The sequence below is a fragment of the Comamonas sp. 7D-2 genome, from assembly GCF_022749555.1.
Classification (GTDB): Bacteria; Pseudomonadota; Gammaproteobacteria; order Burkholderiales; family Burkholderiaceae_C; genus Comamonas; species Comamonas thiooxydans.
On sequence record NZ_CP094238.1, the window covers coordinates 1,996,892 to 2,023,397 of the forward strand.

Annotated in this window: 23 protein-coding genes, 5 tRNA genes and 3 pseudogenes; 15 read left to right on the forward strand and 16 right to left on the reverse strand. The window is 57.9% G+C overall.

All coding sequences use genetic code 11. The features are described from left to right. Positions 1-81 precede the first annotated feature (81 nt). The 5 genes from MPZ60_RS09240 to MPZ60_RS09260 all read right to left on the reverse strand — a co-directional run bounded on the left by MPZ60_RS09240 (position 82) and on the right by MPZ60_RS09260 (position 4,589). Positions 82-852 carry an arginyltransferase gene (locus tag MPZ60_RS09240; protein WP_034357015.1) on the reverse strand — a complete coding sequence of 257 codons (771 nt, stop codon included), beginning with the start codon at positions 850-852 and terminating at the stop codon, positions 82-84. A gap of 28 nt (positions 853-880) precedes the next feature. Continuing rightward, entirely contained in the window at positions 881-1,630 is a 750-nt protein-coding gene (gene aat / locus MPZ60_RS09245; protein WP_034357018.1) for a leucyl/phenylalanyl-tRNA--protein transferase, read from the reverse strand. A gap of 169 nt (positions 1,631-1,799) precedes the next feature. Then, positions 1,800-2,354, reverse strand: coding sequence for an elongation factor P (efp, locus tag MPZ60_RS09250; protein WP_003056627.1), 555 nt, complete (start codon positions 2,352-2,354; stop codon positions 1,800-1,802). 194 nt (positions 2,355-2,548) lie between these two features. After that, a complete protein-coding gene (gene earP, locus MPZ60_RS09255) occupies positions 2,549-3,670 on the reverse strand; it encodes an elongation factor P maturation arginine rhamnosyltransferase EarP (protein WP_034357021.1) in 1,122 nt (373 codons plus the stop codon). A 4-nt stretch (positions 3,671-3,674) separates the two neighbouring features. Then, complete coding sequence (locus tag MPZ60_RS09260; RefSeq protein WP_034357023.1) at positions 3,675-4,589, reverse strand: LysR family transcriptional regulator; 915 nt, start codon at positions 4,587-4,589, stop codon at positions 3,675-3,677. A gap of 164 nt (positions 4,590-4,753) precedes the next feature. Here MPZ60_RS09260 and MPZ60_RS09265 point away from each other — a divergent pair, with 164 nt between their 5' ends. The 8 genes from MPZ60_RS09265 (at position 4,754) to MPZ60_RS09300 (ending at position 13,299) form a co-directional block, all read left to right on the forward strand. Further along, a complete protein-coding gene (locus MPZ60_RS09265; RefSeq protein ID WP_045839639.1) occupies positions 4,754-5,986 on the forward strand; it encodes a CaiB/BaiF CoA-transferase family protein in 1,233 nt (410 codons plus the stop codon). Further along, entirely contained in the window at positions 5,983-6,975 is a 993-nt protein-coding gene (locus MPZ60_RS09270) for a hydroxymethylglutaryl-CoA lyase (protein WP_122974714.1), read from the forward strand. Before MPZ60_RS09265 ends, MPZ60_RS09270 begins: the two co-directional genes overlap by 4 nt. Before the next feature lie 78 nt (positions 6,976-7,053). Continuing rightward, positions 7,054-8,040, forward strand: coding sequence for a tripartite tricarboxylate transporter substrate binding protein (locus MPZ60_RS09275; protein WP_034357028.1), 987 nt, complete (start codon positions 7,054-7,056; stop codon positions 8,038-8,040). A 205-nt stretch (positions 8,041-8,245) separates the two neighbouring features. Then, positions 8,246-10,198, forward strand: a complete 1,953-nt coding sequence (uvrC, locus tag MPZ60_RS09280) for an excinuclease ABC subunit UvrC (RefSeq protein ID WP_034357031.1) — start codon at positions 8,246-8,248, stop codon at positions 10,196-10,198. Between the two features lie 60 nt (positions 10,199-10,258). Continuing rightward, a complete protein-coding gene (gene pgsA / locus MPZ60_RS09285; protein WP_003066269.1) occupies positions 10,259-10,822 on the forward strand; it encodes a CDP-diacylglycerol--glycerol-3-phosphate 3-phosphatidyltransferase in 564 nt (187 codons plus the stop codon). 407 nt (positions 10,823-11,229) lie between these two features. Further along, complete coding sequence (locus MPZ60_RS09290; RefSeq protein ID WP_003056615.1) at positions 11,230-11,502, forward strand: HU family DNA-binding protein; 273 nt, start codon at positions 11,230-11,232, stop codon at positions 11,500-11,502. Between the two features lie 14 nt (positions 11,503-11,516). After that, positions 11,517-11,592: transfer RNA gene (locus MPZ60_RS09295), tRNA-Val, on the forward strand. Positions 11,593-12,996: 1,404 nt separating this feature from the next. After that, entirely contained in the window at positions 12,997-13,299 is a 303-nt protein-coding gene (locus tag MPZ60_RS09300) for a hypothetical protein (protein ID WP_034357033.1), read from the forward strand. Positions 13,300-13,544: 245 nt separating this feature from the next. Here MPZ60_RS09300 and MPZ60_RS09305 read toward each other — a convergent pair whose 3' ends face one another. The 4 genes and pseudogenes from MPZ60_RS09305 to MPZ60_RS09320 all read right to left on the reverse strand — a co-directional run bounded on the left by MPZ60_RS09305 (position 13,545) and on the right by MPZ60_RS09320 (position 16,065). Then, positions 13,545-14,738, reverse strand: a complete 1,194-nt coding sequence (locus tag MPZ60_RS09305; protein ID WP_034357036.1) for a diguanylate cyclase — start codon at positions 14,736-14,738, stop codon at positions 13,545-13,547. Positions 14,739-15,322: 584 nt separating this feature from the next. Further along, positions 15,323-15,606, reverse strand: a pseudogene (gene rdgC / locus MPZ60_RS09310) (recombination-associated protein RdgC); the annotation flags it as partial. An 88-nt stretch (positions 15,607-15,694) separates the two neighbouring features. Beyond that, a complete protein-coding gene (locus MPZ60_RS09315; protein ID WP_034357039.1) occupies positions 15,695-15,883 on the reverse strand; it encodes a hypothetical protein in 189 nt (62 codons plus the stop codon). Next, complete coding sequence (locus MPZ60_RS09320; RefSeq protein ID WP_034357042.1) at positions 15,880-16,065, reverse strand: hypothetical protein; 186 nt, start codon at positions 16,063-16,065, stop codon at positions 15,880-15,882. Before MPZ60_RS09320 ends, MPZ60_RS09315 begins: the two co-directional genes overlap by 4 nt. Positions 16,066-16,390: 325 nt before the next feature. Here MPZ60_RS09320 and MPZ60_RS09325 point away from each other — a divergent pair, with 325 nt between their 5' ends. The 3 genes from MPZ60_RS09325 (at position 16,391) to MPZ60_RS09335 (ending at position 18,647) form a co-directional block, all read left to right on the forward strand. Then, the gene (locus tag MPZ60_RS09325; RefSeq protein ID WP_034357044.1) at positions 16,391-18,289 is read left to right on the forward strand and encodes a SurA N-terminal domain-containing protein; all 1,899 of its coding nucleotides are present in this window, start codon (positions 16,391-16,393) and stop codon (positions 18,287-18,289) included. 65 nt (positions 18,290-18,354) lie between these two features. Further along, positions 18,355-18,430 (forward strand) — tRNA-His (locus MPZ60_RS09330). A 141-nt stretch (positions 18,431-18,571) separates the two neighbouring features. Beyond that, positions 18,572-18,647: transfer RNA gene (locus MPZ60_RS09335), tRNA-His, on the forward strand. Between the two features lie 603 nt (positions 18,648-19,250). On the opposite strand, the gene MPZ60_RS09340 is transcribed toward MPZ60_RS09335, so the two are convergent. The 4 genes and pseudogenes from MPZ60_RS09340 to MPZ60_RS09355 all read right to left on the reverse strand — a co-directional run bounded on the left by MPZ60_RS09340 (position 19,251) and on the right by MPZ60_RS09355 (position 22,462). Further along, entirely contained in the window at positions 19,251-19,694 is a 444-nt protein-coding gene (locus MPZ60_RS09340) for a DUF1641 domain-containing protein (RefSeq protein ID WP_034360105.1), read from the reverse strand. Between the two features lie 149 nt (positions 19,695-19,843). Next, positions 19,844-20,931, reverse strand: a protein-coding gene (locus MPZ60_RS09345) for an IS3 family transposase (RefSeq protein WP_122974783.1) whose coding sequence is annotated in 2 segments (ribosomal slippage) — positions 19,844-20,679 and positions 20,679-20,931 — 1,089 coding nt in all. Because the reading frame shifts where the segments join, the coding sequence is not laid out codon by codon here. 44 nt (positions 20,932-20,975) lie between these two features. Beyond that, a pseudogene (locus tag MPZ60_RS09350) lies at positions 20,976-21,767 on the reverse strand (FAD/NAD(P)-binding oxidoreductase); the annotation flags it as partial. A 71-nt stretch (positions 21,768-21,838) separates the two neighbouring features. After that, on the reverse strand, positions 21,839-22,462 hold the full coding sequence (locus MPZ60_RS09355; protein ID WP_242607138.1) for a TetR/AcrR family transcriptional regulator: 624 nt from the start codon (positions 22,460-22,462) through the stop codon (positions 21,839-21,841). Between the two features lie 617 nt (positions 22,463-23,079). Here MPZ60_RS09355 and MPZ60_RS09360 point away from each other — a divergent pair. Then, the gene (locus MPZ60_RS09360) at positions 23,080-23,271 is read left to right on the forward strand and encodes a hypothetical protein (protein WP_131324615.1); all 192 of its coding nucleotides are present in this window, start codon (positions 23,080-23,082) and stop codon (positions 23,269-23,271) included. Here MPZ60_RS09360 and MPZ60_RS09365 read toward each other — a convergent pair. Continuing rightward, positions 23,268-23,417 carry a hypothetical protein gene (locus MPZ60_RS09365; RefSeq protein ID WP_003066434.1) on the reverse strand — a complete coding sequence of 50 codons (150 nt, stop codon included), beginning with the start codon at positions 23,415-23,417 and terminating at the stop codon, positions 23,268-23,270. The two genes, MPZ60_RS09360 and MPZ60_RS09365, sit on opposite strands and share 4 nt — an antisense overlap. A gap of 870 nt (positions 23,418-24,287) precedes the next feature. Here MPZ60_RS09365 and MPZ60_RS09370 point away from each other — a divergent pair. From MPZ60_RS09370 to MPZ60_RS09380, 3 genes and pseudogenes are all read left to right on the forward strand, one after another. After that, complete coding sequence (locus tag MPZ60_RS09370; RefSeq protein WP_034351642.1) at positions 24,288-24,506, forward strand: hypothetical protein; 219 nt, start codon at positions 24,288-24,290, stop codon at positions 24,504-24,506. Between the two features lie 260 nt (positions 24,507-24,766). After that, positions 24,767-24,948 (forward strand): annotated as a pseudogene (locus MPZ60_RS09375) (CsbD family protein). Between the two features lie 184 nt (positions 24,949-25,132). Continuing rightward, positions 25,133-25,209: transfer RNA gene (locus MPZ60_RS09380), tRNA-Met, on the forward strand. Positions 25,210-25,735: 526 nt separating this feature from the next. Here the strand turns inward: MPZ60_RS09380 and MPZ60_RS09385 are convergent. Next, positions 25,736-25,812, reverse strand: a tRNA-Pro gene (locus tag MPZ60_RS09385). A 71-nt stretch (positions 25,813-25,883) separates the two neighbouring features. Beyond that, positions 25,884-26,141, reverse strand: a complete 258-nt coding sequence (infA, locus tag MPZ60_RS09390) for a translation initiation factor IF-1 (protein ID WP_003056533.1) — start codon at positions 26,139-26,141, stop codon at positions 25,884-25,886. Positions 26,142-26,506 lie beyond the last annotated feature (365 nt).

The following is a 26,506-nucleotide window of genomic DNA, read 5'->3' on the forward strand; positions in this document are numbered from 1 at the left end:
CGGGATGAGGGCATTCTAGCGGTGCTGCAGCCGTGCAGCCATGTCATCCGCTCATATATCCATGTGCTGTTTTTTGCAGCGTCACTCTTCAATTTGCGAGCGCACAATGCTTTGCCTGTCTACGCGCTGCCATAGCTCGCCCTGGCGGATCTCATGTGGCAAAAAGCTGGCCTTGTAGCGCATCTTCTGGCTCTCGGAGATCCAGTAGCCAAGATAGACATAAGGCAGGTTCATGGCTTTGGCTTGCTGAATTTGCCACAGCACATTGAAGGTTCCATAGCTGGCGTGGTCCTCCGGATCGTAGAAGGTGTAGACCGCCGACAGCCCGTCCTCCAGTACGTCCAGAATGGAGAGCATTTTGAGTGTGCCGGGCTGACCTTCTGCGCCCGGTTCGCGGAACTCGACCAATCGGGAGTTGACCCGGCTTTGCAGCAGAAACTGCGTGTACTGGTCCACGCTGTCGTTGTCCATGCCGCCGCCGCTATGGCGGTGCTGCTGGTAGCGTAGGTAGAGTTGGTAGTGTTCGTCGGAGTAGTGCAGGCGCTGAATGGAGGCGACAAGTTGCCCATGCTGTTTTGCAGCGCGCCGCTGGCTGCGGCTGGGGCGAAACTCCTGGGCCAGAATTCGCAGAGGAACGCAGGCCTTGCAGCCATCGCAATAGGGGCGATAGGTGAACATGCCGCTGCGCCTGAAGCCCAGCGTGACCAGTTCCGAATAGGTGGTGTTCTGAATCAGGTGACTGGGTGTGGCGACCTGAGAACGTGCCAGCCGGCCCGGCAGATAGCTGCAGGGATAGGCTGCCGTGGCATAAAACTGCAGGGCATGTAGCGGGAGGTCGTTCGGGTGCGTCATGATCGGACTCAGCTGCAGATGCGGTGCGTCAAGCCTCAGTATGGCTCAGCAACTGTTCCCAGTATATGGGCCTGAATTGCCACTGCATATCGGGCAGCTGGGCCTGGGCTTGAACGGTCCGGGCGAACTGCGCTCTTGTGACTTCTCGAGCGCCCATGAAAGATAGATGTGCGGTGGCCTGCTGGCAGTCGATCTGCGGCACCTGATGAGCCCTGCACAGGGCCACCAGCGCCGACAGTGCAATCTTGGAGGCATCGGTCTGCAGTGCGAACATGGATTCGCCAAAAACCGCTCTGCCCAGTGCCACGCAGTAGAGGCCGCCAACCAGCTGGCCATCGATCCAGGTTTCCACGCTGTGTGCAGCGCCCTGCTGATGCAGCTCGGTATAGGCATCGACGATGCTTTGCACAATCCACGTACCGTTCTGGCCGTCGCGCGGGGTCTGGGCGCAATGCTGCATCACCGTGGCAAAAGCGCTGTCGATGCGAATTTCGCAGCGCGGATCATTGCGAAATTTCTGCAGTCTTTTGCGCAGGCTGCGGTGCAGACGAAACTCGTCGGGATGCAGAGCCATGCGTGGATTGGGGGACCACCAGAGCACGGGCTGGCCCTCGCTGAACCAAGGGAAGATTCCCTGGCTGTAAGCCGTGCGAAGGCGGGCGGCATCCAGGGTGTTGCCGGCGGCGAGCAGCCCGGGAATGGGATCCCTCTCCCCCCAGGTCTGATCAATGGGGGGAAATTCTTGTTCGGGCTGCAGCCAGGGCAGGGAGTGCGTCATTGGCAGTGGGAGTGGATGGACTGCCCTTAGTCTTGCACAGACTGAAGCGGTTTTGAGTATCGCGGCAGACGAAGGCGGCTGGCGTAATCCCGCTGTCGGAGGCGGAAATGAAAAAAGGCTTCCTGAGGAAGCCTTTTGCCGGGGAGCAGCTGCGGCAGCTGCCGCCACATTACACGCGCTTGCGGTATTCGCCGGTGCGGGTGTCGATTTCGATCTTGTCTTCTTGAGACACGAACAGGGGCACGGCCACTTCGAAGCCGGTAGCGATCTTGGCGGGCTTCAGAACCTTGCCGGAGGTATCGCCCTTGACGGCGGGTTCGGTCCAGGTGATTTCGCGCACGATGGTGGTGGGCAGCTCGACGGAGATGGCCTTGCCGTCGTAGAACACCACTTCGGCAGTCATGCCGTCTTCCAGGTAGTTCAGTGCGTCAGCCATGTTTTCGGCTTCGACTTCGTACTGGTTGAATTCTTCGTCCATCCACACGTACATGGGGTCGGCGAAGTAGGAGTAGGTGCAATCCTTCTTGTCCAGGATCACGTTGTCGATCTTGTCGTCGGCCTTGAACACGTTTTCCGTGCCGAAGTTGCCGATCAGGCTCTTGAGCTTCATGCGCACGGTAGCAGCGCCACGGCCGCCACGAGCGTATTCGGTCTTCAGAACGATCATGGGGTCCTTGCCGAACATGATCACATTGCCTGCGCGGATTTCTTGAGCGATTTTCATGGCTTGCTTGCGTTTGAAAGGTTGGAGCCGCTCTACACGGCAGGCAAGCTGTTCGCAATGGTCGCTGGAGAAAGCAACGCATCAAAGGTGCGGCGGCGGGGCCTGCCGCATGTACCGCGGCGGGGCGCGACCCCGAAAGCAAGATCGCTCGGCATACCGGCTGCGACTGCCCTCAGAGAGGCAAAACGTGGATTTTAGCTTTTTTCGGCGACAAAAGCTTGAAGCTGCGCAATCAGCTCGGTTTGTTCCGTCAATCTGCTGCGCGCAGCCCTAATGCAGCAGGCCCATTCATTGAGCATTTCGCGCGTCAGCAAAGGCAATGTTTGCGGTGCGGTCATGCCATTCCAGGTGTGGTGAAAGCGCCTGAGGCTGTCCGGGGCCTGGAGCCAGTCGAGAAAGGCATTCAGCTTGTCGTGGTGGGCGTTGTCATGCTGAGGGTAGATCTGCCAGACCATGGGCTGGCCGGCCCAGAGCGCGCGGACCAGGGAATCCTCGCCACGCACCAGGTTCAGGTCGCAGCCCCAGAGCATTTCGTCGAACCGGGCCTGAGGGCGGGCTTGCAGATAGACCGGCTGCATCTGCTGCGCTTCGGGCAGCGCCTGCACGGCAGCCGTTGCGCGTCCCGGGGTTACCAGCAGCCTGGCATTGAGCGCCTGCTTGTCCGTGAGCTGCGCGAGCAACCGGGGCAGGGCGGCAGGCTCGTAGCAAAACAGCGAGACGGCGCATTCGTCATGCTGAATGCCTTCTGCGCGGCGCCATGATTCGCGCTGCGCCATGAAGGTCTGCTGGCGCTGTGCCAGGTTCTGCTCGCGCACCAGCGAGCCGGTGGCAGCCGTGAAGCCGGGGTAGAAGAACCAGCGTGTCAGCCCGGCAGCAGGGCCGCTCATGATGCGTGAGGGCAGGCGATGGCAGCGCTCCACATAGTCTTCGGCCGAGAGATATTCGAGGTTGATCCAGACTGGAGGCTTGCTCTTCGACGCCTTGTCTGCAATGGCGCTCAGAAATGCTGCGGGAATCTCGCAGCCAAATGCCTCGATGACCACATCGCCGATTGGCGCAGGGATGTCAGCAGCTTGCACAGGCCAGGCATGCACGCTCAAACCCGGCGGCCAGGGCTGAGGTGCCATCCATTGCAGGGCACTGGCATCGTCCATCCACAGGCGTACATGTTGGCCGCGTGCGGCGAGTTCTGCGGCTGTGCGCCAGCACACGCCCACGTCGCCAAAGTTGTCTATGACCTGGCAGAAGATGTCCCAGCACAGCGACGGATGGGGCGTCCCGGGGGCGGGCAGAGGCATGGGTGAGAAATCAGGCATGGGTTCAGTTTTTATCGGTTGAGGCGCTCTGGCACAGGTGCTCGACCAGCAGTTGCGCGACGGGCGAGAGTGCGTCCTGGGAGCGTACGCAGAGCATGAGCTGGCGCTCCGCCCAGACTTCGTCCAGGCGGATGCAGCGCAAGGGCAGGGCGCCCATGTAGATATGGGCGCTGCCCTCGGGAAGAATGCCCACGCCCAGGCCGGCGGCCACCATCAGGCACAGGGCGTCATAGCCGGTGACTTTCATGCGCAGGCGCGGCTGCAGGCCCTGATCGGCGGCAGAGCGGGTGATGAGATGGTTAAGTGCGCTGTCGGCATGCATGCCGATCAGATCATGCTCGAGGACTTGTTCCAGGCGCAGTCTGTGCTCGCCGGCCAGCGGATGCGATCGAGGCATGACCACGGCCAGCCGATCCCGGCGATAGGGGCGCAGGCTGATCTTGCTGCCGTAGCTGCCGTTGTTGAGCAGGCCGATGTCGGCTTCGTTGTCTGCCACGGCGCGCGCGATATCGGTGCTCACGCGCTCCTGCAGCCGCACGTCCACCAGCGGGTGTCGGCTCAGAAAGCTTTGCAGCTGGGCCGGCAGAAACTGGGTGATGCTGGAAATATTCGCCATTACCCGCACATGGCCGCGCAGGCCTTGCTCGCCGCCCTGGGCATAGCCCTTCATCTGCGTGGCGATGCCGTCCAGCTCGTTGAGCACGCCGCGCGCCATGTTCAGCAGGGCGTAGGCGGCGGCCGTGGGCTGGCTGCCACGGTTGCTGCGTGTGAACAGCTCAAGCTGCAGCTGGCCCTCCAGCTCGGCCAGGCGGCGGCTGGCGGCCGAGGGGGCTATGTGCTCGCGTGCCGCGGCACGCGCGATGGCGTTCTCTTCCATCACGGCCACAAACAGGCGCAGGGTGATCGGGTCCAGTTTCATGAGGACTGCATTATCCCGCCTGGCTATGCCCAAATGCGATGGCAGCTTCGCATTTCAGCGTTTTGCAGGACTGATCTTCAAGGGCAAGATGATTGAAAAGCCGTTTTGCCTGGTGTTGGTCAACGCAAAGCGGCACAGCAAGACAACCATCGAGAGACAAACGGATGACGACGATGAATATCCAAGACCCTGCCACACAGACTGCCACGCCGCGCGCGCTGGAAGGGGTGAAAGTGGTGGAAATGGGCCAGCTGATTGCCGGCCCCTTCTGTGGCAAGACCCTGGGCGAGTTTGGGGCCGATGTCATCAAGATCGAAGCGCCCGGTGCTGGCGATCCTCTGCGTAACTGGCGCCTGATCAAGGAAGGCACCTCCGTCTGGTGGCAGGTGCAGTCGCGCAACAAGCGTTCGGTCGCTCTCGATCTGCGCCAGCAGGAGGCGCAGTCCGTGGCGCGCCAGCTGATTGCCGAAGCCGACGTGCTGGTCGAGAACTTCCGTCCCGGCACGCTGGAGGGCTGGGGCATGTCGCCCGAGGAGCTGCACGCCATCAACCCAGGCCTGGTGATCCTGCGCATCTCTGGCTACGGCCAGACCGGCCCCTATCGCGATCTGCCGGGCTTTGGCGTGATCGGCGAAGCCATGGGCGGGCTGCGCCATCTGACGGCCGAGCCGGGCCGGGTGCCGGTACGCGTGGGCGTGTCGATAGGCGATACGCTGGCGGCCCTGCACGGCGTGATCGGCGTGATGATGGCTCTGTATCACCGCAAGGTGAACGGCGGTCCGGGCCAGGTGATCGATGTGGCCTTGCATGAGGCAGTGTTCAACATCATGGAAAGTCTGATCCCCGAGTACAGTGCCTTTGGCGCCGTGCGCGAGGCCGCCGGCAGCGCGCTGCCGGGCATTGCACCCTCGAATGCCTACCCCTGCCAGGATGGCTGGGTGCTGGTGGCGGGCAATGGCGACTCCATCTTCAAGCGACTCATGACGGCCATCGGCCGTCAGGATCTGGCCGATGCGCCCGATCTGGCCGACAACGCGGGCCGAGTCCAGCGCGTGGCCGAGATCGATGCCGCGATTGGCGCCTGGACGCAGGCACGCAGCGTGCAGACGGTGATGGACGAGCTGGGCGCGGCACGCGTGCCGGCCGGCAAGGTCTACACGGCCAAGGATATTGCCGAGGATCCGCATTACCAGGCGCGCGAGATGATTCTGACCCAGCGCACCCGCGATGGTTTCGAGCTGCAGGTGCCCGGCGTGGTGCCCAAGCTTTCGCTGACGCCGGGCACAGTGCGCAGCAGCGCCCCCCATGTGGGCGACGACACCGATGCCGTGCTGGCCGAGATCGGCCTGAGCGCCGAGCAGATCGCGCAGCTGCGCGCCAAGGGGATTGTCCAATGATGGCCGCCGACCTGAATGCTACGGTGTGGATTGGTGCGGGTCGCCGCATCCATATGAACGAAGTCGGTACGCGCGACGGTCTGCAGATGGAGCAGGCCTTTGTGTCCACCGAGGACAAGATCGCGCTGGTCAATGCGCTGTCCGAGGCGGGCCTGTCCAAGATCGAAGTCACGGCCTTTGTCTCGCCCAAGGCCATCCCGGCCCTGCGCGACGGCGAGATCGTGATGCGCGAGATTGCGCGCCGACCGGGCACGGTCTACACGGCGCTGGTGCCCAATGTGCGTGGCGCGGAGCGCGCCATCGATGCGCAGACTGACGAGCTCAATCTGGTGATGTCGGTCAGCGAGACGCACAACCTCTGCAATCTGCGCATGCAGCGCAGCCAGTCCTTCGAGGCGCTCAGGCAGGTGATCGCCACGGCGCAGCAGGCGGCAACGCCCGTCAACGTGTCGCTTTCCTGCTGCTTTGGCTGCCCCATGGAGGGCGATGTGGCCGAGGCCGAAGTGCTGGCCTGGGTGCAGCGCTTTGCCGATCTGGGCGTGCAGGGCATCACGCTGTGCGACACCACGGGCATGGCCTATCCCAGCCAGGTGCATTCCATGGTCCAGGCTTTCAAGGCGCGCTGGCCCCAGTTGGGCCTGACCCTGCATTTCCACAATACGCGCGGCATGGCGCTGGCCAATGTGCTGGCCTCCATCGCTGCGGGTGCGGATCGCTTTGACGCCTCGATTGGCGGTCTGGGCGGCTGTCCCTATGCGCCGGGCGCCTCGGGCAATGCCTGCACCGAAGAGATCGTGCATGCGCTGCAGCTCATGGGCTACGACACCGGCACAGACCTGGCCCGAATCGTGGCGGCTGCTCGCAGCCTGCCGGCACTGATAGGGCACGAGACGCCCAGCCAGATCGTCAAGGCCGGTGCGCGCAGGGATCTGCACCAGCCGCCAGCGGATTTTGCCGAGATCAAGGAACGCGCCCAGGCCAGGGCCTGAGACGGTTTCGCCCTCACTGCATCGGCTCTTTCGGGGGAAGGGGCTGGCGCAGTTCAACATTCCAACAAGGAGACAAACATGACTGTTCAACGTCAACGCCTTTATTTCATGCTGGCTGCGGCTACCGCCGCCGCCGGTCTGGCCAGCGCCCCGGCCATGGCCCAGGGCAGCTATCCCAGCAAAACCGTGCTGATGATCGTGCCCGCAGCCGCAGGCGGCACCACAGATCTGGCCGGCCGCATGGCCGCACAGGCGCTGGCGCCGGTGATGGGGCAATCGGTGGTGGTGGACAACAAGGGCGGCGGCAACGGCGCCATTGCCGCCAATCTGGTCAAGCGTGCGGATGCCGACGGCTACACGCTGCTGATGCAGTACTCGGGCTACCACGTCATCTCGCCCCACCTGACCAAGGCCAAGAGCTGGGAGCAGGGCGACTTTGCCCCCGTGGCCAATGTGCTGTCGGCACCGCAGATCATCGTGGTGCGCTCCGAGCTGCCGGTGAAGACTCTGGCCGAACTGGTGAGCTACACCAAGGCCAATCCCGGCAAGCTCAACTATGCCTCGTCGGGCAACGGCTCGCTACAGCATGTGACGGGCGCCATGCTGGAGCAGCAGGCTGGCGTGAAGATGGTGCACGTGCCCTACAAAGGCACGGGTCCGGCGTTGCAGGACTTGCTGGGCGGCCAGGTGGACCTGACCTTCGGCACCGCGCCTCCCTTCATGCCCCATGTGCAAAGCGGCAAGCTGCGCGTGCTGGCCGTAACGGGCAAGCAGCGCCTGCCCAGTCTGCCCAATGTGCCCACCACGGCTGAAGCCGGCTATCCGGGCGTGAACGCTACCTCCTGGTTTGCCGTGTTTGCGCCCAAGGCCACGCCGCAGCCCGTGATCGACAAGCTGGCTGCCGATATCAAGAAGGTGGTGGAGGATCCTGCCTTCAGGAAAAAGGCCGAAGAGCAGGGCGCCACGGCGGACTATATGAGCCCGCAGCAACTGGCGGCCATGGTCAAGACCGAATACGGCAACTGGGCGCAGGTGGTGAAGTCGTCCAAGATCGAAGCCGAGTAAGCTGCAAGCCGCAGGGGTTTCCTTGCATCCTTGGCTCTAAAAAAAGGAGCTTCTATCGCTCGATTGATAAAGATTTCAGGTTGAAAACTATCTGAAATTCAATCTGATCAGGCGCTAGCAGCTCCTTTTATTGAGGTGCTACAGACTGCCCGGTGTTTGCACCGCTTGCTGCCGGATTCGTCCACATGCGCGGACAATAGCGCCCATGTCTTCCACGCATTCCGCCGAACTGCTGGCCCAGGTGGCCGCGCTGCCGCCATTGCCGGGCGTCTATCGCTATTTCGATGCTGCCGGTGTCCTGCTCTATGTGGGCAAGGCCATCAACCTCAAGCGCCGCGTTTCCAGCTATTTCCAGAAGGACCATGGCGGCACGCGCATAGGCCATATGGTCAGCAAGATCGCGAGGCTGGAGACCACGGTGGTGCGCTCGGAAGCCGAGGCGCTGCTGCTGGAAAACAACCTCATCAAGACGCTGTACCCCAAGTACAACATCCTGTTCAGAGACGACAAAAGCTATCCCTATCTCAAGATCACCGGTGTGGCGCATCGTGACGGCAAGGAGGGCGAACCGGCGTTTCAGGAGTTCCCGCGCATCGCCTACTACCGCGGCGCCGTGGACAAGAAGCACCGCTATTTCGGCCCCTACCCCAGTGCCTGGGCGGTCAAGGAAAGCATTCAGCTGCTGCAGAAAGTCTTTAGGCTGCGCACCTGTGAAGACACGGTGTTCGCCAACCGCAGCCGGCCCTGCCTGCTCTATCAGATCAAGCGCTGCACCGGCCCCTGCGTGGATCTGATATCGCCCGAGGCCTATGCGCTGGATGTGCGCAATGCCGAGGCCATGCTGCGCGGCGAAACCAGCGAGCTGCTGCAGCAGCTTGAAGCGCGCATGATGGCGCACTCCGACAAGCTGGAGTTCGAGCAGGCGGCCGAGGTGCGCAACCAGCTCACGGCCCTGTCGCGCGTGCTGCACCAGCAGGCGATCGAAACCACGGACGACAAGGATGTGGACATCCTGGCCGTGCGCGTGCAGGGCGGCCGCGCCTGCGTCAACCTGGCCATGGTGCGCGGCGGCCGCCACCTGGGCGATCGGCCTTACTTTCCGGTGAATCTGGGCGATGCCGCATCGGTCTACTCCAGCGAGGAGGAGGTGGACGCCGCGGCCGAGGCGCGGCCCGTGGAGGAGCTGGTGCTGGAGGCCTTCATCGCCCAGCACTATGTCGGCGTGGCCGTGCCGCCCACGCTCATCGTCAGCCATCCCGTGGAGAAGCGGCTGGTGGAACTGCTGACCGAGCAGACCGGCGTGCGCATCACCGTGGTCCAGCAGCCGCGCGAGCAGCGCCGCATCTGGCTGGAGATGGCACAGAAAAATGCCGACATCCAGCTGGCCCGTCTGCTGGCCGAGGAAGGCTCGCAACAGGCGCGCACGCGTGCCCTGGCCGAGGCGCTGGATCTGCCGGTCGAGAATCTCGACGAGCTGACCATCGAATGCTTCGATATCTCGCACACCAGCGGTGAAAGCACCAAGGCGTCCTGCGTGGTGTTCCATCACCACAAGATGCAGAGCAGCGATTACCGCCGTTTCAATATCGAAGGCATCACCGGCGGCGACGACTATGCGGCCATGCGCCAGGTGCTCACGCGCCGCTACAAGCCCGTGGCCGAGGCGCAGCGCGAGGCGGGCGGCGCCGAGCTGACCGGCAAGCAGCCGCATCTGCCGGATCTGGTGCTGGTCGACGGAGGCAAGGGCCAGGTCAGCATGGCGCGCGAGGTGTTCACGGAACTGGGCCTTGATCTGTCGCGCATCGTGGGCGTGGAAAAAGGCGAGGGCCGCAAGGTCGGCCTCGAAGAGCTGGTGTTTGCTGATGGGCGCGACAAGGTCTACCTGGGTCATGACTCGGCGGCGCTGATGCTGGTGGCGCAGATTCGCGACGAGGCGCACCGCTTCGCCATCACCGGCATGCGCGCGGCCCGCGCCAAGGTGCGCACGGGCAGCAGTAGTCTGGAAGATATTGCCGGCGTGGGGCCCAAGAAACGGGCGCGATTGCTGCAGCGTTTTGGCGGCGTGCGCGGCGTGGCCGATGCCAGCGTGGACGATCTGATGACGGTGGAGGGCATTTCCGCAACGCTGGCCGAAGAAATCTACAAGGCACTGCATTGATGCAGGCTGCGCGAGCGCGAATCCGCGCTGGCGCTGCGTGCTCGTGACACAATGACACCCATGTTCTTCACCATCCCTACTGTGCTGACCCTTACGCGGATCGTGGCGATTCCGCTCATCGTGGGGGTGTTTTACGCGCCGCTGGATCAGGCAACCCGCAATCTCATCGCCACCGTGATGTTCATCGTGTTTGCCGCCACCGACTGGTTCGATGGTTATCTTGCGCGCAAGCTCAATCAGACATCGGCATTCGGTGCTTTTCTAGATCCCGTTGCCGACAAATTTCTGGTCTGTGCATCGCTGCTGGTACTGGTTCATCTGCAACGCGCCGATGTGTTCGTGGCGCTGATCATCATCGGACGCGAGATCGCAATCTCGGCGCTGCGTGAATGGATGGCTCAGATCGGTGCCAGCAAGAGCGTGGCCGTGCACATGATCGGCAAGGCCAAGACCATGGCCCAGATGGTGGCCATTCCCTTTCTGCTCTATGACGGAGTGGCGTTCGGAGTGATCGATACCGGCGTCTGGGGGCAGTGGCTGATCTGGATTGCAGCGGTGCTGACCGTCTGGTCCATGGTCTACTACCTGCAAAAGGCATTGCCCGAAATTCGTGCCAGGCTCTGACATCCGAAGTGGAGCTCTCTGAAAGCGCTTGTTCATCAAGCGCTTTTTGCTATCTGGCGGGCTGCTTTCGGAGCAGCAAAAAGACTTTGCGGCGGCGCATCGCATGACTTGATCGGACTGCAGATTTTGTCAATTGTTGTCAATCGGTGAAGCCGACACGGAAGAAGCTTGAAAAAAGCCGCTGTGGATGGCCGAACCCGCTCAAAAACCGCATAGAATCTGGTTCTGTCGCTGGAATGCGCAGCGCGAGTTGGCGTCAAAAATGTCAGCGGCTTCAGGTAGAAATGGGCTTGCCCATACGCAGAAACTGATAGGCTGGCTTCCGTCTTTATCGCGACTGGTTTCTTGCTACGCAAGGTCTGCGTTTGCAGAGACATTCCATTCACTTATTTCTCGAGAGGCATCTTGTGAATAAAACCGAACTGATTGAGCACATCGCTAACAACGCCGATATTTCCAAGGCCGCAGCTGCGCGTGCACTGGACTCCACGATCGACGCAGTGAAGAAAACACTGAAAAAAGGTGGTACAGTATCGCTTGTTGGTTTTGGCACATTTGCTGTTGGCAAGCGTGCAGCTCGCACCGGTCGTAATCCTCGCACCGGCGATTCCATCAAGATCAAAGCGGCCAAGGTGCCTAAATTCCGTCCGGGCAAAGCATTGAAAGATGCTCTGAACTGACACCCAGTTTTAGTGGGTCCTTAGCTCAGTTGGTAGAGCGGCTCCTTTACACGGAGTAGGTCGGCGGTTCGAGACCGTCAGGACCCACCACTAAAAACTAAAGAAATCAAGGGCTTAGAGCGATCTAAGCCCTTTTTCTTTGCCCTCTCTAGCAATCCAAATAGCCGCCACAAGCCGCCTCTACCAACCGAAAATCGTTGCTTACCAAGCTGCCTGAGCCTGGCGTGGCGCCCGGCAGGAGAGCTCATGGCCGCTTGAGAAAAGCGCGCGGCGGCGGGCCGGGGTTACATCTTTTCGGGCTTCTTACGCTCTCGCTCTCATACCTGCTTTTCAAGTGTCTCCGGAGCTTTCTAGATTGGTGCCTCGCTCATCGGACAGGCATAAATAAGATGAAATCAGAGCGAATACTGATGAGTGTCTCAGGGTGTGAGTTTTGCAAAATTGGCTCCATTTCGCGTAACTGGTCGGCCTAGCATGCTCATATGTTCGATGACAGGAGGCCAATCATGAAATCTCTATCTGCTATTGCGTTGCTGGTGGCCGCTGGCGCGCTGAGCGCCTGCGATGACAAAGCACCAAAGCCTGAACTGGAAACGCGGCCGCCGGCAATGGAGGGAATACAGCGACCACAGCCAGATCCTGGAGCAGCAGTGCCGAGGCCTGAGCCATCTCCTGCGAATCCTAATCCGCGGCCTTAAAGACTGGGACTTGGATAGGACTGCTAGAAAGTCTGCTCATTTGGTTGTTTGTGCGGGCTCGCTTCGTTGTTGTTCCCGGTCACGATCAGCCAGAGGGTTGACGCTGTTGCCGACCGTTCGCTCCCGGGCCGTTTTTGCGGAAGGCTAGTCTGCAGCCTGGTGATCGATGATGTAGCTCGGCGGGAAGTCCTGGGCGCTATAGCGCTCACGCATGCATGAGCATACGCAGCATTATGTCCACGGTTACCTAGCGTTTGCCGGTGAGCCGGATACGTTCAGCAGGTCTACGGCTACCCGCCTGTAGCTTCGCGCGGCACATCTTCCGAATGTCCGCGCGATAGTGGTGAGTCTTTAGGGGCGGTGTTGGCATCGTGCGCGCCGACTGCGTCAGGTCATGGTTGATCCCCGTGTCAATGGAGCGGCCGCTGGCCTGCTCAATGCCTGTACTGGTATCACAGGCACCGGTCAACAGGTCAATTCATCAGCTTGGCAGGCAGTGCCCGCACGAATTGAGGTGTAAGCATTGGCTCCAGAAAACGAGCCTGCTTGGTGGCTGGCTGCTCAGCTTGAGAAGCTGGAGATTGCTGGTGCTGAAGATTCCAATCCAGCGGTTTTGCTCATTGGGCTCATGGTGTTGGGTAGCGCCCACTTGTTGTGGGCTGGGCAGATGCGGTACCTTATGGATTAGGGCAACAGCGAGGGAATGGCTGATTTGATGGGTGTGTTCCGAGAGGACCGGAATATCAACCAGTTTGGCAGGACTCTTCACGCGACGGTCCCTAGCTAGGAGGTCGCCATGGAAACGATCGAACAGATGGCTGAAAGACACATCCGCGAGTCTGAAGCGGACTTGGTTCATATCGATGTGTTGATGAAGCGTGCACAGAAAATGAGTGCGAACGCTGCCGATCAAGTGGAAGCGGAGAGGCTTTTGGATCAAGCCATGAGGCAGCGCGCTAAGTTAGATCTGCATCTCGCGGCCCTAAAGAGCAAGCAAGAGTCCGATTACGAGAGGCTGGCCGAGGAGGGCAAGCGCTTTAAGGAGACGCTTGAAAAAATACGGTCGAATATTGAGGTGATGCTGGCTTCCTGGCTTTGACCGCCAAGCGGTTGCGAAGATGGGCGACCTCCGAGCGCTCCTGTGTGGAGCAGCAGCAGTCGGCAAAAAAGGTCTGTTGTGGGGCACATCCTCCTGTACCTGTAGATCGCCCTGCCAGTCGATGGCTGGGCACTAAATGGTCATGTTCTTGAGCATTGCTCGAACGCCAAAAGCCCGCTCAGTGGCAGGCTGGGAAAGCTCCCGCTACAGGGTTTTCACAAAGCGCTGCGGCAGGTCTCTTGCAACTATGGGTCGAGGCTGGGATGAGTGCTCTCGAGAGAGATATCTGGATAACTCACTCCCGATACATGCACTTGATCACGTCCGGCATTTTTTGCCTGATAAAGAAGCTGATCGGCTTCTCTCAAGGCATGGTCCAGCTGGGATGGATCGGTGATCGATGAAATCCCAAAGCTCATGGTCAATTTTGTGCCGGAGAGAAGAGTGTCTCTATTCGAGCTGAGGTCTCGTCGGATGCGTTGAGCAATTTCTTCTGCATCTCGCAGTGCGATGTCGGTCAACAGAATCACAAACTCTTCGCCACCGAACCGTGCGACGAGGTCGCGCTCTCGTACATGGTTTTGCAGAGTCGTGGAGACAAGCTGCAGCACCTTATCGCCACATTCGTGGCCCCAGGTATCGTTGATTCGTTTGAAGTGGTCTATATCACAGGCCAGCACTGCCATGGGATAGAGTCTCATATCGGTTAAAAGCTTCAAGGCATATTCATGGAAGGATCTGCGATTCAATATCTGGGTCAAAGTATCAAGGTCACGTTCTTTCTGTAGTTTGCCAACAGTTTCCTTTGCGGCAATGGCGGTCATGACCACGGTAAAGAGTATCGCGAAGTTCAATATGCTCACCAGTGTCAAGAGCCAATACGGCGATCTTGGAAATGACTGCGGATCCGGGTATCCCAGCAGCGAAATAATCATGGGTCGAGTAAGGGTGTAGGCTGTGAAAATGATGCTCAGCCAGAGCAGTGACTTGTCGAGCCAGTCAAATGAGCTCTTCCTTGAATAGACCTGGAGGATAGGTAGCAGTAAAACAAGGCCTGAACCAACACTGAAGGAGTTCACTCGAGCCCAGACGTTGGGGTTGATCCGGCTAAAGTAATACAACGCAGCTAAAGTGATACTGGCAATCAGTAGCGCTACAAGTGGCTGGGCCGATACACGCCATCTCTCTGCCCAACTTTTCGCAAGGCACCAAGCGCTCAGCAGGTAGAAACTGCCAATCAGGAGTGCGAAGCGAGTGAGCTCCTCCAGGGGCATCAAGGTTTGAGCTGCAAGAGGCAGTGCAGTGAGTGAATAGGCGCAAGCTTGCCAAAGCAGAAAGCGCTGAGATCGTTGGGCGAGCCAGGCCACGACCAATATGACTGCCAGAACAAAGATCGCCAGAGGTGGCGTCAGAACCAAGAGGTCGTTATTCGCGAACATATGACCAGAGCCTCCTCGATCGAAGAGCGGTAGCGCCTGTTCCTTGAGCGAAAAGCGACAATCTACTTTCACCGTACATGTGCTTCGCTATTGGCGTCACAATTTATTACAGCGTGTGTCCTCCCTCATCTATGTCAGCCTGCTTCTTGTTTGGAGTGGTAAATCAGTCAAAAATTGTCAATGCCAAGACTTTCTGCTATGAATGAAAATCGTTCCAGGTTATTGATTCGCATTCATCGCTAGCATGTAACTTCCGTGCGATTTTTGAAGCTTATGCAGTGACCTTTTTAATCTCCTGAATCTGAATAACCAGCCTGCCTTTATGGCCAGCTTCTTGTATTGCTGGGCGGCCTTTTGAAGGGTGTACGGCTTGCTGTGCACTGCAGTGCGAAGCCATGAGGCTTCGTGAGGGCTCCGGTGGCTTGTCGTCTGCCTTCTGTGTCATCTGGCAAAGCCGTTTATGGGCTTGCCTCATCCAGCTTCTCGGGCTGGATGCCACCTGCCAGCCTTTGTGATCCGCCTTGGATGCCAGGCGACGCTGGCGCTAGAGCTCCGCTCCTTGGGCGCGCATGTCAGCCACTGGCGAAGATCATGGGCAGCAGATCCAGCTTAGGCTCATCCTTGAGATCGCGGAGCTCTTTCTTGCCAGGCTTGCGGCGGTTGGCCTTCTCGTTGACTTTGCGGTTGAGCCGCTGGCCGGCAGCACGTTGGTCTCGGTCATGAAGCGCATGGCCCATTGCTCAGCCAGCGGCGCGTTCGTGGGGCGCGCCGTACTCCTCGAACATTGTCTTTGCAGGCCATCCTCCTGCACCTGCAGATTGTTTTGCCAGCTCTTGGCAATGCGGTAAATGATCATGCTCTTGAGCACCTTGGTTCCAGAAAAGCGAAACCCGCTGAGCAGCGGGTCGTATTGTCGATGGGGTGGGGGTAGGGGAGCCGCGTGCTGTTGGAATAGATCAGCGGGCCATGGCGCGGCTTGGCAGCTCAAACACACGAAAGCGGCTAATGCCCGGTGTGCGCCGCAACTCTTTACCGTCATAGCTGTCCCAGGGCTGGATGTAGCGCTCGGCAGGCGCTCCAGATGACAGGGCTGGCCAGCCGAGCACTGTGAAATCGCGGCTTGCTTCACTGGGGATTCTGGTCATTGGTTCACTTTCAGGCATTGAACGGTCTTTTCATCCAGTCGCCCGGTGTGCATGCCGGGGCACGCGAATTCATCGCTCAGCGTCTTGATGGGGAGGGTTGGCTCATCTGCTTGTGCGGGCAAGTTGCTGATATTTTTGAAGGTATAAACCTTTGCGCAGAGTGGCTCGGCGGTTCGAGACATTCAGTACCCGCCACTAAAGCGCAAAGGAGGCTTGGAGAGCTCTAAGCCTCCCTTGCGTTTTGGCGTTTATTGCTACTGGAGGTGACGGTTGCTCGGGGTATTTCTATGCAAGATGCCCTGGCTAGACAGCGGCAATGGAAAAGCTGGCAGTTAGAATGGACAGGATTAGCCTAACCCTGTTGGTGGAGGTTGGATGGCAGTTCTGTAGAGCATCAGTGCCCTGTAGAGGCCCGGTCGGTGGCGCAGCGGGTCGCACGGCTTTCACCATTGTTAATGAGGCGAACGCAAGTTCGCCTTTATTTTTGCTGCCGCAGAAAGATTGACCATGTTCGAATCCATCCGCAAGCATTCCAAGTTCGTGATGATCTTGTTGTTCTTGCTGATCATTCCCTCTTTCATTTTTGTCGGAGTCAACCAGAACTACTTCACCGAGTCCAGCCAGACTGTGGCCCGCGTGGATGGGCATGACATCACCCAGCAGGACTGGGACAACGCTCACAGGGCTGAAAGCGACCGCCTGCGTGCGCAGAATCCGACCATGGATGCCAAGCTGCTCGACTCGCCAGAGGCGCGCTATGCCACGCTGGAGAAGCTGGTGCGTGATCGCGTGCTGGCAGCAGCTGCTGCCAAGATGCACCTGGCAACGCCCGATGCACAGTTGGTGCGTACCTTGCGTGAAATCCCCGCGATTGCGTCCTTGCAAAAGCCAGATGGCTCGCTGGATGCGGAAGCCTACAAGGCTTTGGTAGGTTCGCAGGGCATGACTCCCGAAGGGTTTGAAGCCAATCTGCGTCGTGAACTGGCACTCAATCAGGTACTGGGTTCCGTCTCTTCGACCAGCTTCACGACTGCCGCGCAGTTGCAGCAGGCCATGGACGCCCTGTATCAGCGCCGAGAAATTCAAGTTGCCCGGTTTGATGCCAGTGCCTTTCCAGGCAAGGTCCAGCCCACGGAGGCCGAGCTCAAGGCTTTCTATGAAGCACACACCAACCAGTTCAAACAGCTAGAGGCAGCAACGGTGGAGTATGTCCAATTGGACCTGGCCGCTGTACAGCAAGGCATTGTTCTGAGCGAAGACGACCTGCGCACCTATTACAAGGAAAATGCTGCCCGTCTTGCTGGTCCCGAAGAGCGTCGTGCCAGCCATATCCTGATCAATGCGGCCAAGGATCTTCCGGCTGCAGAGCGTGAAAAAGCCAAGGCCAAGGCTGAGCAATTGCTGGCCCAGGTACGCAAAGATCCCAAGAGCTTTGCCCAGGTAGCCAAGGCCAACTCGCAGGATCCCGGCTCTGCTGCCAATGGTGGTGATCTGGGTTACTTTGGCCGCGAGGCCATGGTCAAGCCATTTGAAGAAGCCGTTTTCAAGATGAAGCAGGGCGACATCAGCGATGTGGTCGAGTCTGACTTTGGCTTTCACATCATCGAGCTGACCGGCATCAAGCAGCCCAAGGTGCCCTCGTTCGAGGAAATGCGCCCCAAGCTGGAAGCAGATCTCAAGCAACAACAGGCTCAGCGCAAGTTTGCAGAGGCGGCCGAAGCCTTCTCCAACGCCGTTTACGAGCAGTCCGAAAGCCTCAAGCCTGTGGCCGAGAAGTTCAAGCTGAGCATTCACAAGGTCGAGAACGTGACGCGTGAGCCAGCCCCTGATGCGCAAGGTCCTCTGGCCAACAAGCGCTTCCTTGAGGCACTGTTCTCCGCAGACTCTCTGGAGAACAAGCGCAATACCGACGCAGTGGAGCTGGCCCCCAGCAACCTGGTGGCTGGTCGTGTGCTGAGCTATGCTCCTGCGCACACCCAGTCCATGGATGAAGTGGGGGAGAAGCTCAAGCAGCTGTATGTGGCGCACCAGTCCGCAGAGCTGGCCAAGCAGGAAGGCAAGGCCAAGATGGCCGAATGGAAGGCCAAGCCTGAAGCAGCTCAACTGCCCGTGGCTGTCGAGGTGGGTCGCGATCAAGCCAGGGATCTGCCGCGTGAAGTGCTGGATGCGGCATTGCGAGCGCCCACGAATGACCTGCCCGCGTGGGAGGGTGTCGATCTTGGCAATGCAGGTTATGCCGTGATCAAGGTCAATCGCATTGCCCAGCGTCCTGCGCAAGATGCTCAGGTGCTGGAGCAGCAAAAGGCGCAGTTCACGCAGTGGTCTTCCATGGCTGAAGTCATGGCCTACTATGAACAGTTGAAGAAGACCTTCAAGGTCCAGATCAAGGTGCCGCGTCCACAGTAAGGCATTTAAATCAGGTGTGAGTTTATTTTCGGCCTGATTTATGCATTACAATAGATGCTTCTACGGTGGCTGTAGCTCAGTTGGTAGAGTCCAGGATTGTGATTCCTGTTGTCGTGGGTTCGAGTCCCATCAGCCACCCCAGAATTTCAAAAACGCTCTGCAGCGCAGAGCGTTTTTATTTGATGAGAGGTGTTTTGCCTTGAATCGTTGCTAGTTCAGTGTTTATTGCTCTCAATTTTGATTTGAAGGCTCAAATTCTGAAGTAGAATAGAGACTTCTACGGTGGCTGTAGCTCAGTTGGTAGAGTCCAGGATTGTGATTCCTGTTGTCGTGGGTTCGAGTCCCATCAGCCACCCCAGTTTATAAAATGCCCCACAGGTTTGCTTGTGGGGCATTTTTGTTTTTGCAGCTCACTGCTATGCAGTGAGCACAGACGGTTTTGAGGCTCTACTTTCTCGCGAAACAGGCTGGCCGGTATTTGAAAGCCGACAGTGGTCGGGCTTTTGCATTGCGCTACCTGCGTGCCGTTAGCGGCGCGCACCCTCAAGTGCTGCCAGGGCAGAGCTGCGGCTGCCCCGCCAGCAGACAGTGTGCGGCATCACTACGGCAAGCGCAGCGCCGTGCCAGCCATCCTTTCCTGCGGTCCAGATGGTCGCTCGCTCGTCATCCGTTGTGGATTTGTAAATGTGTGGCAGTACCTCGGCGAATGCAATCGGTGGACATGGGGGGCTTGATTGCAAAGGCGTTTGGCTCATCTGCTTCAACGACTGCAACTGGTGGTGCAAAGTGCTCTGCCAGTGCCTTGCTGATCTGTCCGAAGGGTTCGGCGGGGTAAGGCTTGGCGTTGCGCAGGCGGCACAACTATTCAGGAGGCAAGGCCTCATAGATTGATTGCCTCTCGAGAAAAGAAAGACCGGCTGCGGCGGAGGGGGCTGGAGCCAGAACTGCCAAGGACTTGCCTTCAGTCCGCTGTGTAGTCGATAGGGTCATAGGCATGTTGCCGGCCCAATGCTCCAGCCATGGATAGCAGGAACGCCAACCCACGGCGCACATCTGGCTCACCTGCCATGCGAAGAAGGCCAATTAAAGTAGGTGTTGTCTCGAGTCGCTCCATCCGGGCTGCGGCCATACGGGCCGCGTTGCCGGCTGACCATGCTGCAGATACGCTTTCTTCGAAAGCTCTGGCCAGCTTTTCGACCATGTACGCATCGCTCATATCGACCGCATCGGCAGCCACGGAAAGCATGTCTACGACACGGTTCAGGCGGCGCCCTGCCAATAGAGGCTCGAGTTTGGCCATGAGTTCGGCCAAACCCTGAAGAGCGGCATCGTCGTTCAGCAGACCTGCACTGAGTTTCATGGCAGATTCGTGCTCGGCCATCGGAATATCGGTAGTGCTATTCATCTCGAATCTCCTTGTGTGCATCCATGAAGCTGGCTTAGACCAGAGCTCGTGCTACCGCCCAGTACAGGCCTCGATTGAAGCCCTTGCGCATCATTCCGCCGATCTTGGTGGGGTAATCCCCCCTTAAACCATTGCTCTGAGAAGTAGAGCTATGCGGCCATGGCAAGCCGCTGTTTGGGGGTGATGCCGCCCAATGCCATATTTGGGCGTTCATGGTTATACCGCCACATCCATTGCGTGGCGTAATCTCGAACTTCATCAAGATTGCGCCAATGGTACTGTGACAGCCATTCATAGCGAACCGTTCTATTGAAACGTTCGACATAGGCGTTTTGTGCAGGCTTGCCAGGCTGGATGTATTCCAATCGGATGCCTTTGGCAATCGCCCAGTTTTGCAGGACTGCGCTGATGTATTCGGGGCCGTTGTCACAGCGAATGACTTGGGGTTTGCCACGCCACTGGATGATTTGCTCCAATGCCCTAATGACACGCAGCGCAGGCAGCGAGAAGTCCACTTCAATGCCCAGCGCCTCTCGGTTGAAGTCATCAATGATGTTCAGCAGCCTGAAGCTGCGACCGTCTTCAAGCTGGTCGTGCATGAAGTCCGCAGACCAAACTGCACCAGGGCGCTCTGGTACGGCCAATGGCTGAGGTTTTGCTCGCTCCAAACGCTTTCGCGGCTTGATACGCAGATTGAGCTCCAACTCGCGGTAAATCCGGTAGACCCGTTTGTGGTTCCATTTGAAACCTCTGACGTTACGCAAATAAAGAAAGCACAGCCCAAAGCCCCAACTGCGATTGTTATCCGTCAGGCGCAGCAGCCACTGGGCAATCTCATCATTGTCTGTGTTGCGTTGCGCCTTGTAGCGGTAGCAGGCTTGGCTAATTTGAAACGCCTGACACGCTGCACGAATCGTCAGGCCCCGGTGTTGCACTGCTTGTTGAGCCATCTCGCGTCTGCGAGATGGCCTCACCACTTTTTTGCGAGCGCCTCCGAGACGACCTCCGCCTTGAGCTTTTCTTCGATGTACATCTTGCGCAGCCGGCGGTTCTCTTCTTCGAGCTCCTTCATGCGGGCCATCAAAGATGCATCCATGCCACCAAACTTGGCACGCCACTTGTAGAACGTGGCTGCGCTGATGCCCAGCTCACGGCACAGCTCGGGCACTGCCAAGCCAGCTTCTGCACGCTTGAGCGCATCGATGATTTGGCTGTCTGTAAAACGTGACTTCTTCATAGTAGAGATTCTCCTTGGGAGGTCTCTACTTCTCAAGACGTTGGTTTTACGGGGGGATTACCCATGAGAATGTCGAAGTCTTCTGACTCACCCTCTTCCGAATAGGCGATTTTTGCGTCGGGGTCCACATGCGACAACGTGAACCCGCGCTGATAACGTATACCGCGCTGCTCGAACACCGTGGGGAGGATCTCGCAGGTATCCCTCTGAAGGAACAGGCAGTTACGCAGCAATTGCGATACCGTGGGGTAGGTATATACGATCTCCACCTTGTCTCTCACTCCGCGGCGGCGCAACAGATCGTCGAGCATCAGAGTCGTCTCGATCGGTGCGATGCCGCACTGGTGGGGGACGTTCGGGGTCTTGGGGAAGGTCACGGTGATGAATATTCGACCCTTCTCGATACGAGTCAGCTTGTCGGCCAATTTGCGGGCAGGCCCATGCTGGTAGAAATGGTCGCCGCCCTCGGCCAAGCCGGCAATGCGCTCTGGAGAAGGAATGCAGCCCGTGGATATCACAAGATGGTCGTAGTGCAAGCGTTTTCCGCTTTTGCATTGGACTGATTGAGCCGGAAAATCAAAGCTCTCCACTTCCTCGACTTGAAAGTCGATTTCAGGTCTCAGCAGTCCACGTTGTTTACGTCTCAGTTCGTCCCGGAAGAATGCATTGAAAGCCACATACATAAAGGCTGGCTTGTAATAGTGCCAAGGAGAATTGGAGAGCATGGTGATGCGCACCTTGCCGCTTAGCAGTTCCGGATATAACTTGACGACCAGATGATTGGCCGTCATGGTTCCGCCAATGCCACCGCCAATGATCAATATGTGATGCGCCATCCTGCTACTCCTTTTAACATTCAGTCGGAAAATGGCCGACACCTGATAGGTGTCGGTTCGTGAAACCAAACTCAATCGGGCCGAAGTGAGCGCCATACTCCTTCCCACAAGGAGTCAAAGAGTTGTTCGAGTGGTGTGTCCACCAATCCGTCAAGGCGCAGGCAGATAATGCGGATTGCACTGCCATACATCAAACTGGCGGCAACCATGGGTTCCATTGAGCGAATCTCGCCGTCTTTCATGCCTGAGAACACAAAGCCGCGCATGCGGACAAATGCGGAAGCGGAACAGATCGCTTGCTCCTCTGGCAGGAACTCGCGGTGGCGTGCGTTGACCACAAAACCCATTGCATCAGGCTCGGCTTCAGCCAAGGCGAACAGCATGCGCAGTACGGTTTCACAGCGTTCGCGGCTGCTTGCGTGCTGCACTTCAATTACATCCAGCAGCACATTCATGCGGGAGAGCAGGTGTCGATAAAGCTCCCTGGCAATGCCTTCTTTATCAGTGAAATGGTTGTAGAAATAGCCGATAGAAACTCCGGCCTCGGTGCATAACTCTTGGATTGAAGTGTTAAAGAAGCCATTCCTTACAAAAAGCCTCAGAGCCACACTAAGCGTTTGAATATGGCGGGAGCCGGAATTTGGAAAGAATGTCCAAGGTTCTTTTTGCATTGTAAAAATAGAATGAATCTTCATTCTATTTTTCACGTAATGATGATATGGAAAACAGGGGTAAACCCTGTTTGCAGAAAATCGAAATTTCCAAATCTTTGGAGATTGCAATTTGGCTGGGCAGGTCTCTCGCCTTTTGCTTTTGCTTTTTGTGTATGGAGAGGTCGAAACTCTATGGGGCTCTCATGTCTGATGAGTTAACTTTCTTGCGTCTGGCCACCCGGCGGGTGAGTGCGTTGGCCATATCAGTTGGCTCGAGTCTTTTGAACTATCTGGCAACGCCGCTCTTGGGCATGCTTTGTGTCCTCCTGCTTCCAGGGCTTGATACTCGAGACGCGCAAGCGGCGAGGTATCGGCCCTGGTGACAAGGCACTTCTGACGCTTGAGCCTCATCCCAGGGCTCGTATCGCAGCCATCCTGGTTCTGGAAAGAGGGGCTGTTGTGGTTCACTAAATTCGGGGTCACATGAGGCTACAGAAACAACAACCAGTTCAAGGCTGGCTAGGCATGGCAGGGCTTCACTTGCTTACACATCGAATACCCGTAAGCGATTGAATAACCTAGACTTATTGCTATGAAAAAGTTACTTGGAGTCTCGGCCTTTGCGCTGTTCTTGTCTGGCTGCTATGCACATCACGGGCATGGTTATGGGCACCGTCACCATGATGGGTACTACGGGCATCCGCACGGCCACAAGCATCATGGCCATCGGTCAGGTGGTCATGGAGGTGGGCATAAGCACCACGGCGGGCGTGGGAGCGGCCGGCGCTAGACCTGAAACGCAAACAAAAAAGCCACCTTCGGGTGGCTTGGTTTATCTGGAGACCGTTTAGAAAGCGTCGGCGCTGTACTCGCCTTCGGGTGGAGTCTGGGACAGTATCCGCAGAACCTCTTCGGGAGAGTGCGGGTCAGGCATTGGCGTCATGATCTCTTGATTCGTCGCTTTGAGTTCGGGATAGGCGGCGTACAGGTAGGTCATGGCTACTCCTTGAAGGGTGGATGGAAGCTGATGAGTCCCTTTTTAATGCTTGACTGTGGCAGTTCGTTGACAGGAATGTAAGTTGTGAGGTGTGCTCGCGAATTCTCAAACAGGCACTGCACGGTCTTGTTGTCCATTCGCTAGGCTGTTTGCACGGGCAGGAAAAGGCAGTGCGTGCAGCGATTCGGATCGCACTGCCAGAGAGGAATGAAGCTGCGGAAGGGGGCATCCGCCCAAGCCGGGCCAGTGGCTCAGGGTATTGCGGCAGCGGAGGGGTGGGCAGCAAGCGCGATGGTGCCAAGTGGTTTGGCCATGGTTTTTCATCCTCTTCGGGCTCGTTGCCGCAACGCAGGGCGGCGGGTCAGTAGCGGCGATGGCCGGGTTTTGCTGGATGCTTGCCGTTAATCTGGTGCAGGACTCTGCCAGCCATATGCGGTGCGTGATGGCGTAGTCGAAAAGCTCTGACCGGTGCTCCAGACGGGAGACAGGCTTGTGATTGCGCAACGGTATTTGGCCGTGCTGCTGTGGTTGGCGACTTGATTGGCTCGATCGTGGAAAAAAGGCTTGGCTAATAGGAGAGGGCCGCTGGCTAGCTAAAACGCTGCAAGCCCCTGCTTGTCAGCGCCCCACGATGAAGAGGTGGTACAGCGACTCGCTGCACCATGGGATGAATCATAAATGCAATTGAGAATCGTTTGCAAATAACCGTTTGATTCCTAGGACTATAGAAAGACAGGATCGATGCCTAGAGGCATGAAACTGAATGGTGCCAAGAGTTGCCGGATAGATGCGGGCGCTGGGTTCAGGGCCGTTGGAAGAGGCTGCGATGTGTCAGTGCCGAGGAACGGTACCAGCCTCTGCGGCAGGAAGATGAGCATTGCCTTCTATTCTGGACTGGGTGCTGGACAGGCTCAGTTTGTACTGCAAGCCGCGTCCATGAAGCTCCATCGCGTGTTGTTTGCAGCCTATGTCCTGCAGAAGGAGCACTTGAATTCTGTGCGCTGGCGTCTGGTCAGGGCCGCCATGATGTCGAATCCACGGTCGGCGTTCCCTCTGGTCGATATTTCGGTTGCTGCTGACGTATCTTGATAAGGAATGCTCCAATAGCGGTCATTCATCGCAACACTGAGGCATATGCCCTGGTTGCCTGGCGGTAGCCAGCGGCGTGACCATAGTTCCAAGCATGATCCGCTGGCGCCTTTGTTTTGGGCTTGTCGTTGTGAACAATTGATGGCGTGCAAGGGTTTGCATCACATGGATGCCCTGGCAGGTTCCACGGCCGTAGGCCTCACTAGCGCTTAACTTTGACCCAAGCCGCATTTCGCGGCTTTGTTCATAAGGAGGGCGTCATGAATACTGATCAAGTCAAGGGCACGTTGAAGGATGTGGCAGGCAGGATTCAGGAGAGTCTTGGTCAACACATAGACAGTCCTGAGCAAGAAGCCAGGGGATCGCAACGCAGGTTGAAGGCATCGCTCAGAAGAAGATAGGTGATCTGAAAGAAGCGATTCAAGAGGCGGCCAAAAAGTAAGCTGCACGAGCTCTAACGAGCAAAGTCCGCTAGGTTGGCCAGTTGACTTTTGTGTTGCTTCCTGAGGGGATTCATTACTGAATATCTATTCATGCTGTAAATTTATACATATGTGCTACAATGCAAGCGTCGGGGAAATCATGCAGGCGCCTAGGAATGGTGGTCGGCCCCCGACGCGGAATATCGCGAGGTGGAGCAGTCTGGTAGCTCGTCGGGCTCATAACCCGAAGGTCGTTGGTTCAAATCCGGCCCTCGCAACCAATAAAGCCCTGGCCGGAAACGGTCAGGGCTTTATGCCATCTGTCTGTCATATTTAGAGAGCAAGATACGCATCGCTAGGTTCAGGTTGTAGCACTGAAAGATGGGCTTAACCCCTGGCGCCAATTCCAAAGCCCTGGCCGTAGCAGCCGGGGCTTTTTCTTTTGCCTTCTGCCCGCCGAAAGCTGGTTGCTGCGGCCCTGGCTCTGTCTTATTCCCTTGAGCCAGCCAAGGCCGCGCCCGGGTGGCATGTCGCGCGGATGATGCGGGCTGCTTCATCGCTCACGGAGAGCTCTTGCATGTGTCACTTTGGGCTGAAGGTGTGCAAGCTCGAATTAGGGGAGGGGCTGCCAGCCTTCTTGCCATGAGGGCGCAAAGCATCGATGCTTCGTGCCGGCCTCACAGGGGGTTAAGGCGGTTCTTAGTCTGCCAAGCCGCAAATAAATATGATGGCGCGTATAAGCTGGCAAGGTCGTGAAGCGTAGACAGACAAAAGGGGTTAGATCTTTCGATCTAACCCCTTGTCATTTGGTCGGAGCGGCGGGATTCGAACTCGCGACCCTCTGCTCCCAAAGCAGATGCGCTACCAGGCTGCGCTACGCTCCGAAGCCTCTATTCTAACTACAAAAAATTGCGCATCTTTTGAAAGTGGCGAATTTTTGATGATGAGGCGCTATTTATTTTGAACGAGGTGTCGTGGGGGCCGGGCCACGGTTGGCCAGGTGGCGGAAGGTAATACGGCCCTTGGTCAGATCGTAGGGCGACATTTCCAGCGACACCTTGTCGCCAGCCAGAATACGGATGTGGTGCTTGCGCATCTTGCCGCCGGTGTAGGCAATCAGTTGGTGACCGTTGTCCAGCGTGACGCGAAAACGCGAGTCAGGCAGGACTTCCGTCACGGAACCTTGCATTTCAATCAGTTCTTCCTTGGCCATTTGTTCAATCTCTCAGAAAAGGTCAGTTGCGGCGCTTGCTCGTCATCACCACGGAAAAGGCCTGAGCAGTACAACTGCTCAGGCCTCAATGTGGCAAGGGCGCTGCGCTGTTTGCGCAGACCGAACAAAAGGCCGATATCCAATCAAGCCATGCTGTGAAACAGCATTCAGCTAAACATTGGAATTGTAGCGTCTCGCCTTCGCTTATGCCCTCATAAAGGGGTAAAGCGTCGCAGCGATGAGACGGGTGCATGGGTCTTTGTCATGACGCTTGCATCATTGAGATATCGCGCTTGGGCGGTGGCCTGGATGGGGTAAAACGCCTGTAGCCTCCAAAGACAGCCGCCGCTGCCATGGTCTTGGCT

Excerpts from the sequence above, each read along its gene's own strand:
- MPZ60_RS09265 (WP_045839639.1), top strand. The coding sequence starts at position 4,754 with ATGACGACGATGAATATCCAAGACCCTGCCACACAGACTGCCACGCCG.
- pgsA (WP_003066269.1), top strand. The coding sequence starts at position 10,259 with ATGTTCTTCACCATCCCTACTGTGCTGACCCTTACGCGGATCGTGGCG.
- MPZ60_RS09315 (WP_034357039.1), bottom strand. The coding sequence starts at position 15,883 with ATGACCAGAATCCCCAGTGAAGCAAGCCGCGATTTCACAGTGCTCGGC.
- MPZ60_RS09325 (WP_034357044.1), top strand. The coding sequence starts at position 16,391 with ATGTTCGAATCCATCCGCAAGCATTCCAAGTTCGTGATGATCTTGTTG.
- MPZ60_RS09240 (WP_034357015.1), bottom strand. The coding sequence starts at position 852 with ATGACGCACCCGAACGACCTCCCGCTACATGCCCTGCAGTTTTATGCC.
- MPZ60_RS09360 (WP_131324615.1), top strand. The coding sequence starts at position 23,080 with ATGGTTATGGGCACCGTCACCATGATGGGTACTACGGGCATCCGCACG.
- uvrC (WP_034357031.1), top strand. The coding sequence starts at position 8,246 with ATGTCTTCCACGCATTCCGCCGAACTGCTGGCCCAGGTGGCCGCGCTG.
- earP (WP_034357021.1), bottom strand. The coding sequence starts at position 3,670 with ATGCCTGATTTCTCACCCATGCCTCTGCCCGCCCCCGGGACGCCCCAT.
- MPZ60_RS09270 (WP_122974714.1), top strand. The coding sequence starts at position 5,983 with ATGATGGCCGCCGACCTGAATGCTACGGTGTGGATTGGTGCGGGTCGC.
- infA (WP_003056533.1), bottom strand. The coding sequence starts at position 26,141 with ATGGCCAAGGAAGAACTGATTGAAATGCAAGGTTCCGTGACGGAAGTC.
- MPZ60_RS09300 (WP_034357033.1), top strand. The coding sequence starts at position 12,997 with ATGGAAACGATCGAACAGATGGCTGAAAGACACATCCGCGAGTCTGAA.
- efp (WP_003056627.1), bottom strand. The coding sequence starts at position 2,354 with ATGAAAATCGCTCAAGAAATCCGCGCAGGCAATGTGATCATGTTCGGC.
- MPZ60_RS09340 (WP_034360105.1), bottom strand. The coding sequence starts at position 19,694 with ATGAATAGCACTACCGATATTCCGATGGCCGAGCACGAATCTGCCATG.
- MPZ60_RS09355 (WP_242607138.1), bottom strand. The coding sequence starts at position 22,462 with ATGAAGATTCATTCTATTTTTACAATGCAAAAAGAACCTTGGACATTC.
- MPZ60_RS09305 (WP_034357036.1), bottom strand. The coding sequence starts at position 14,738 with ATGTTCGCGAATAACGACCTCTTGGTTCTGACGCCACCTCTGGCGATC.
- MPZ60_RS09320 (WP_034357042.1), bottom strand. The coding sequence starts at position 16,065 with ATGTCTCGAACCGCCGAGCCACTCTGCGCAAAGGTTTATACCTTCAAA.
- MPZ60_RS09365 (WP_003066434.1), bottom strand. The coding sequence starts at position 23,417 with ATGACCTACCTGTACGCCGCCTATCCCGAACTCAAAGCGACGAATCAA.
- MPZ60_RS09275 (WP_034357028.1), top strand. The coding sequence starts at position 7,054 with ATGACTGTTCAACGTCAACGCCTTTATTTCATGCTGGCTGCGGCTACC.
- aat (WP_034357018.1), bottom strand. The coding sequence starts at position 1,630 with ATGACGCACTCCCTGCCCTGGCTGCAGCCCGAACAAGAATTTCCCCCC.
- MPZ60_RS09370 (WP_034351642.1), top strand. The coding sequence starts at position 24,288 with ATGAGCATTGCCTTCTATTCTGGACTGGGTGCTGGACAGGCTCAGTTT.
- MPZ60_RS09260 (WP_034357023.1), bottom strand. The coding sequence starts at position 4,589 with ATGAAACTGGACCCGATCACCCTGCGCCTGTTTGTGGCCGTGATGGAA.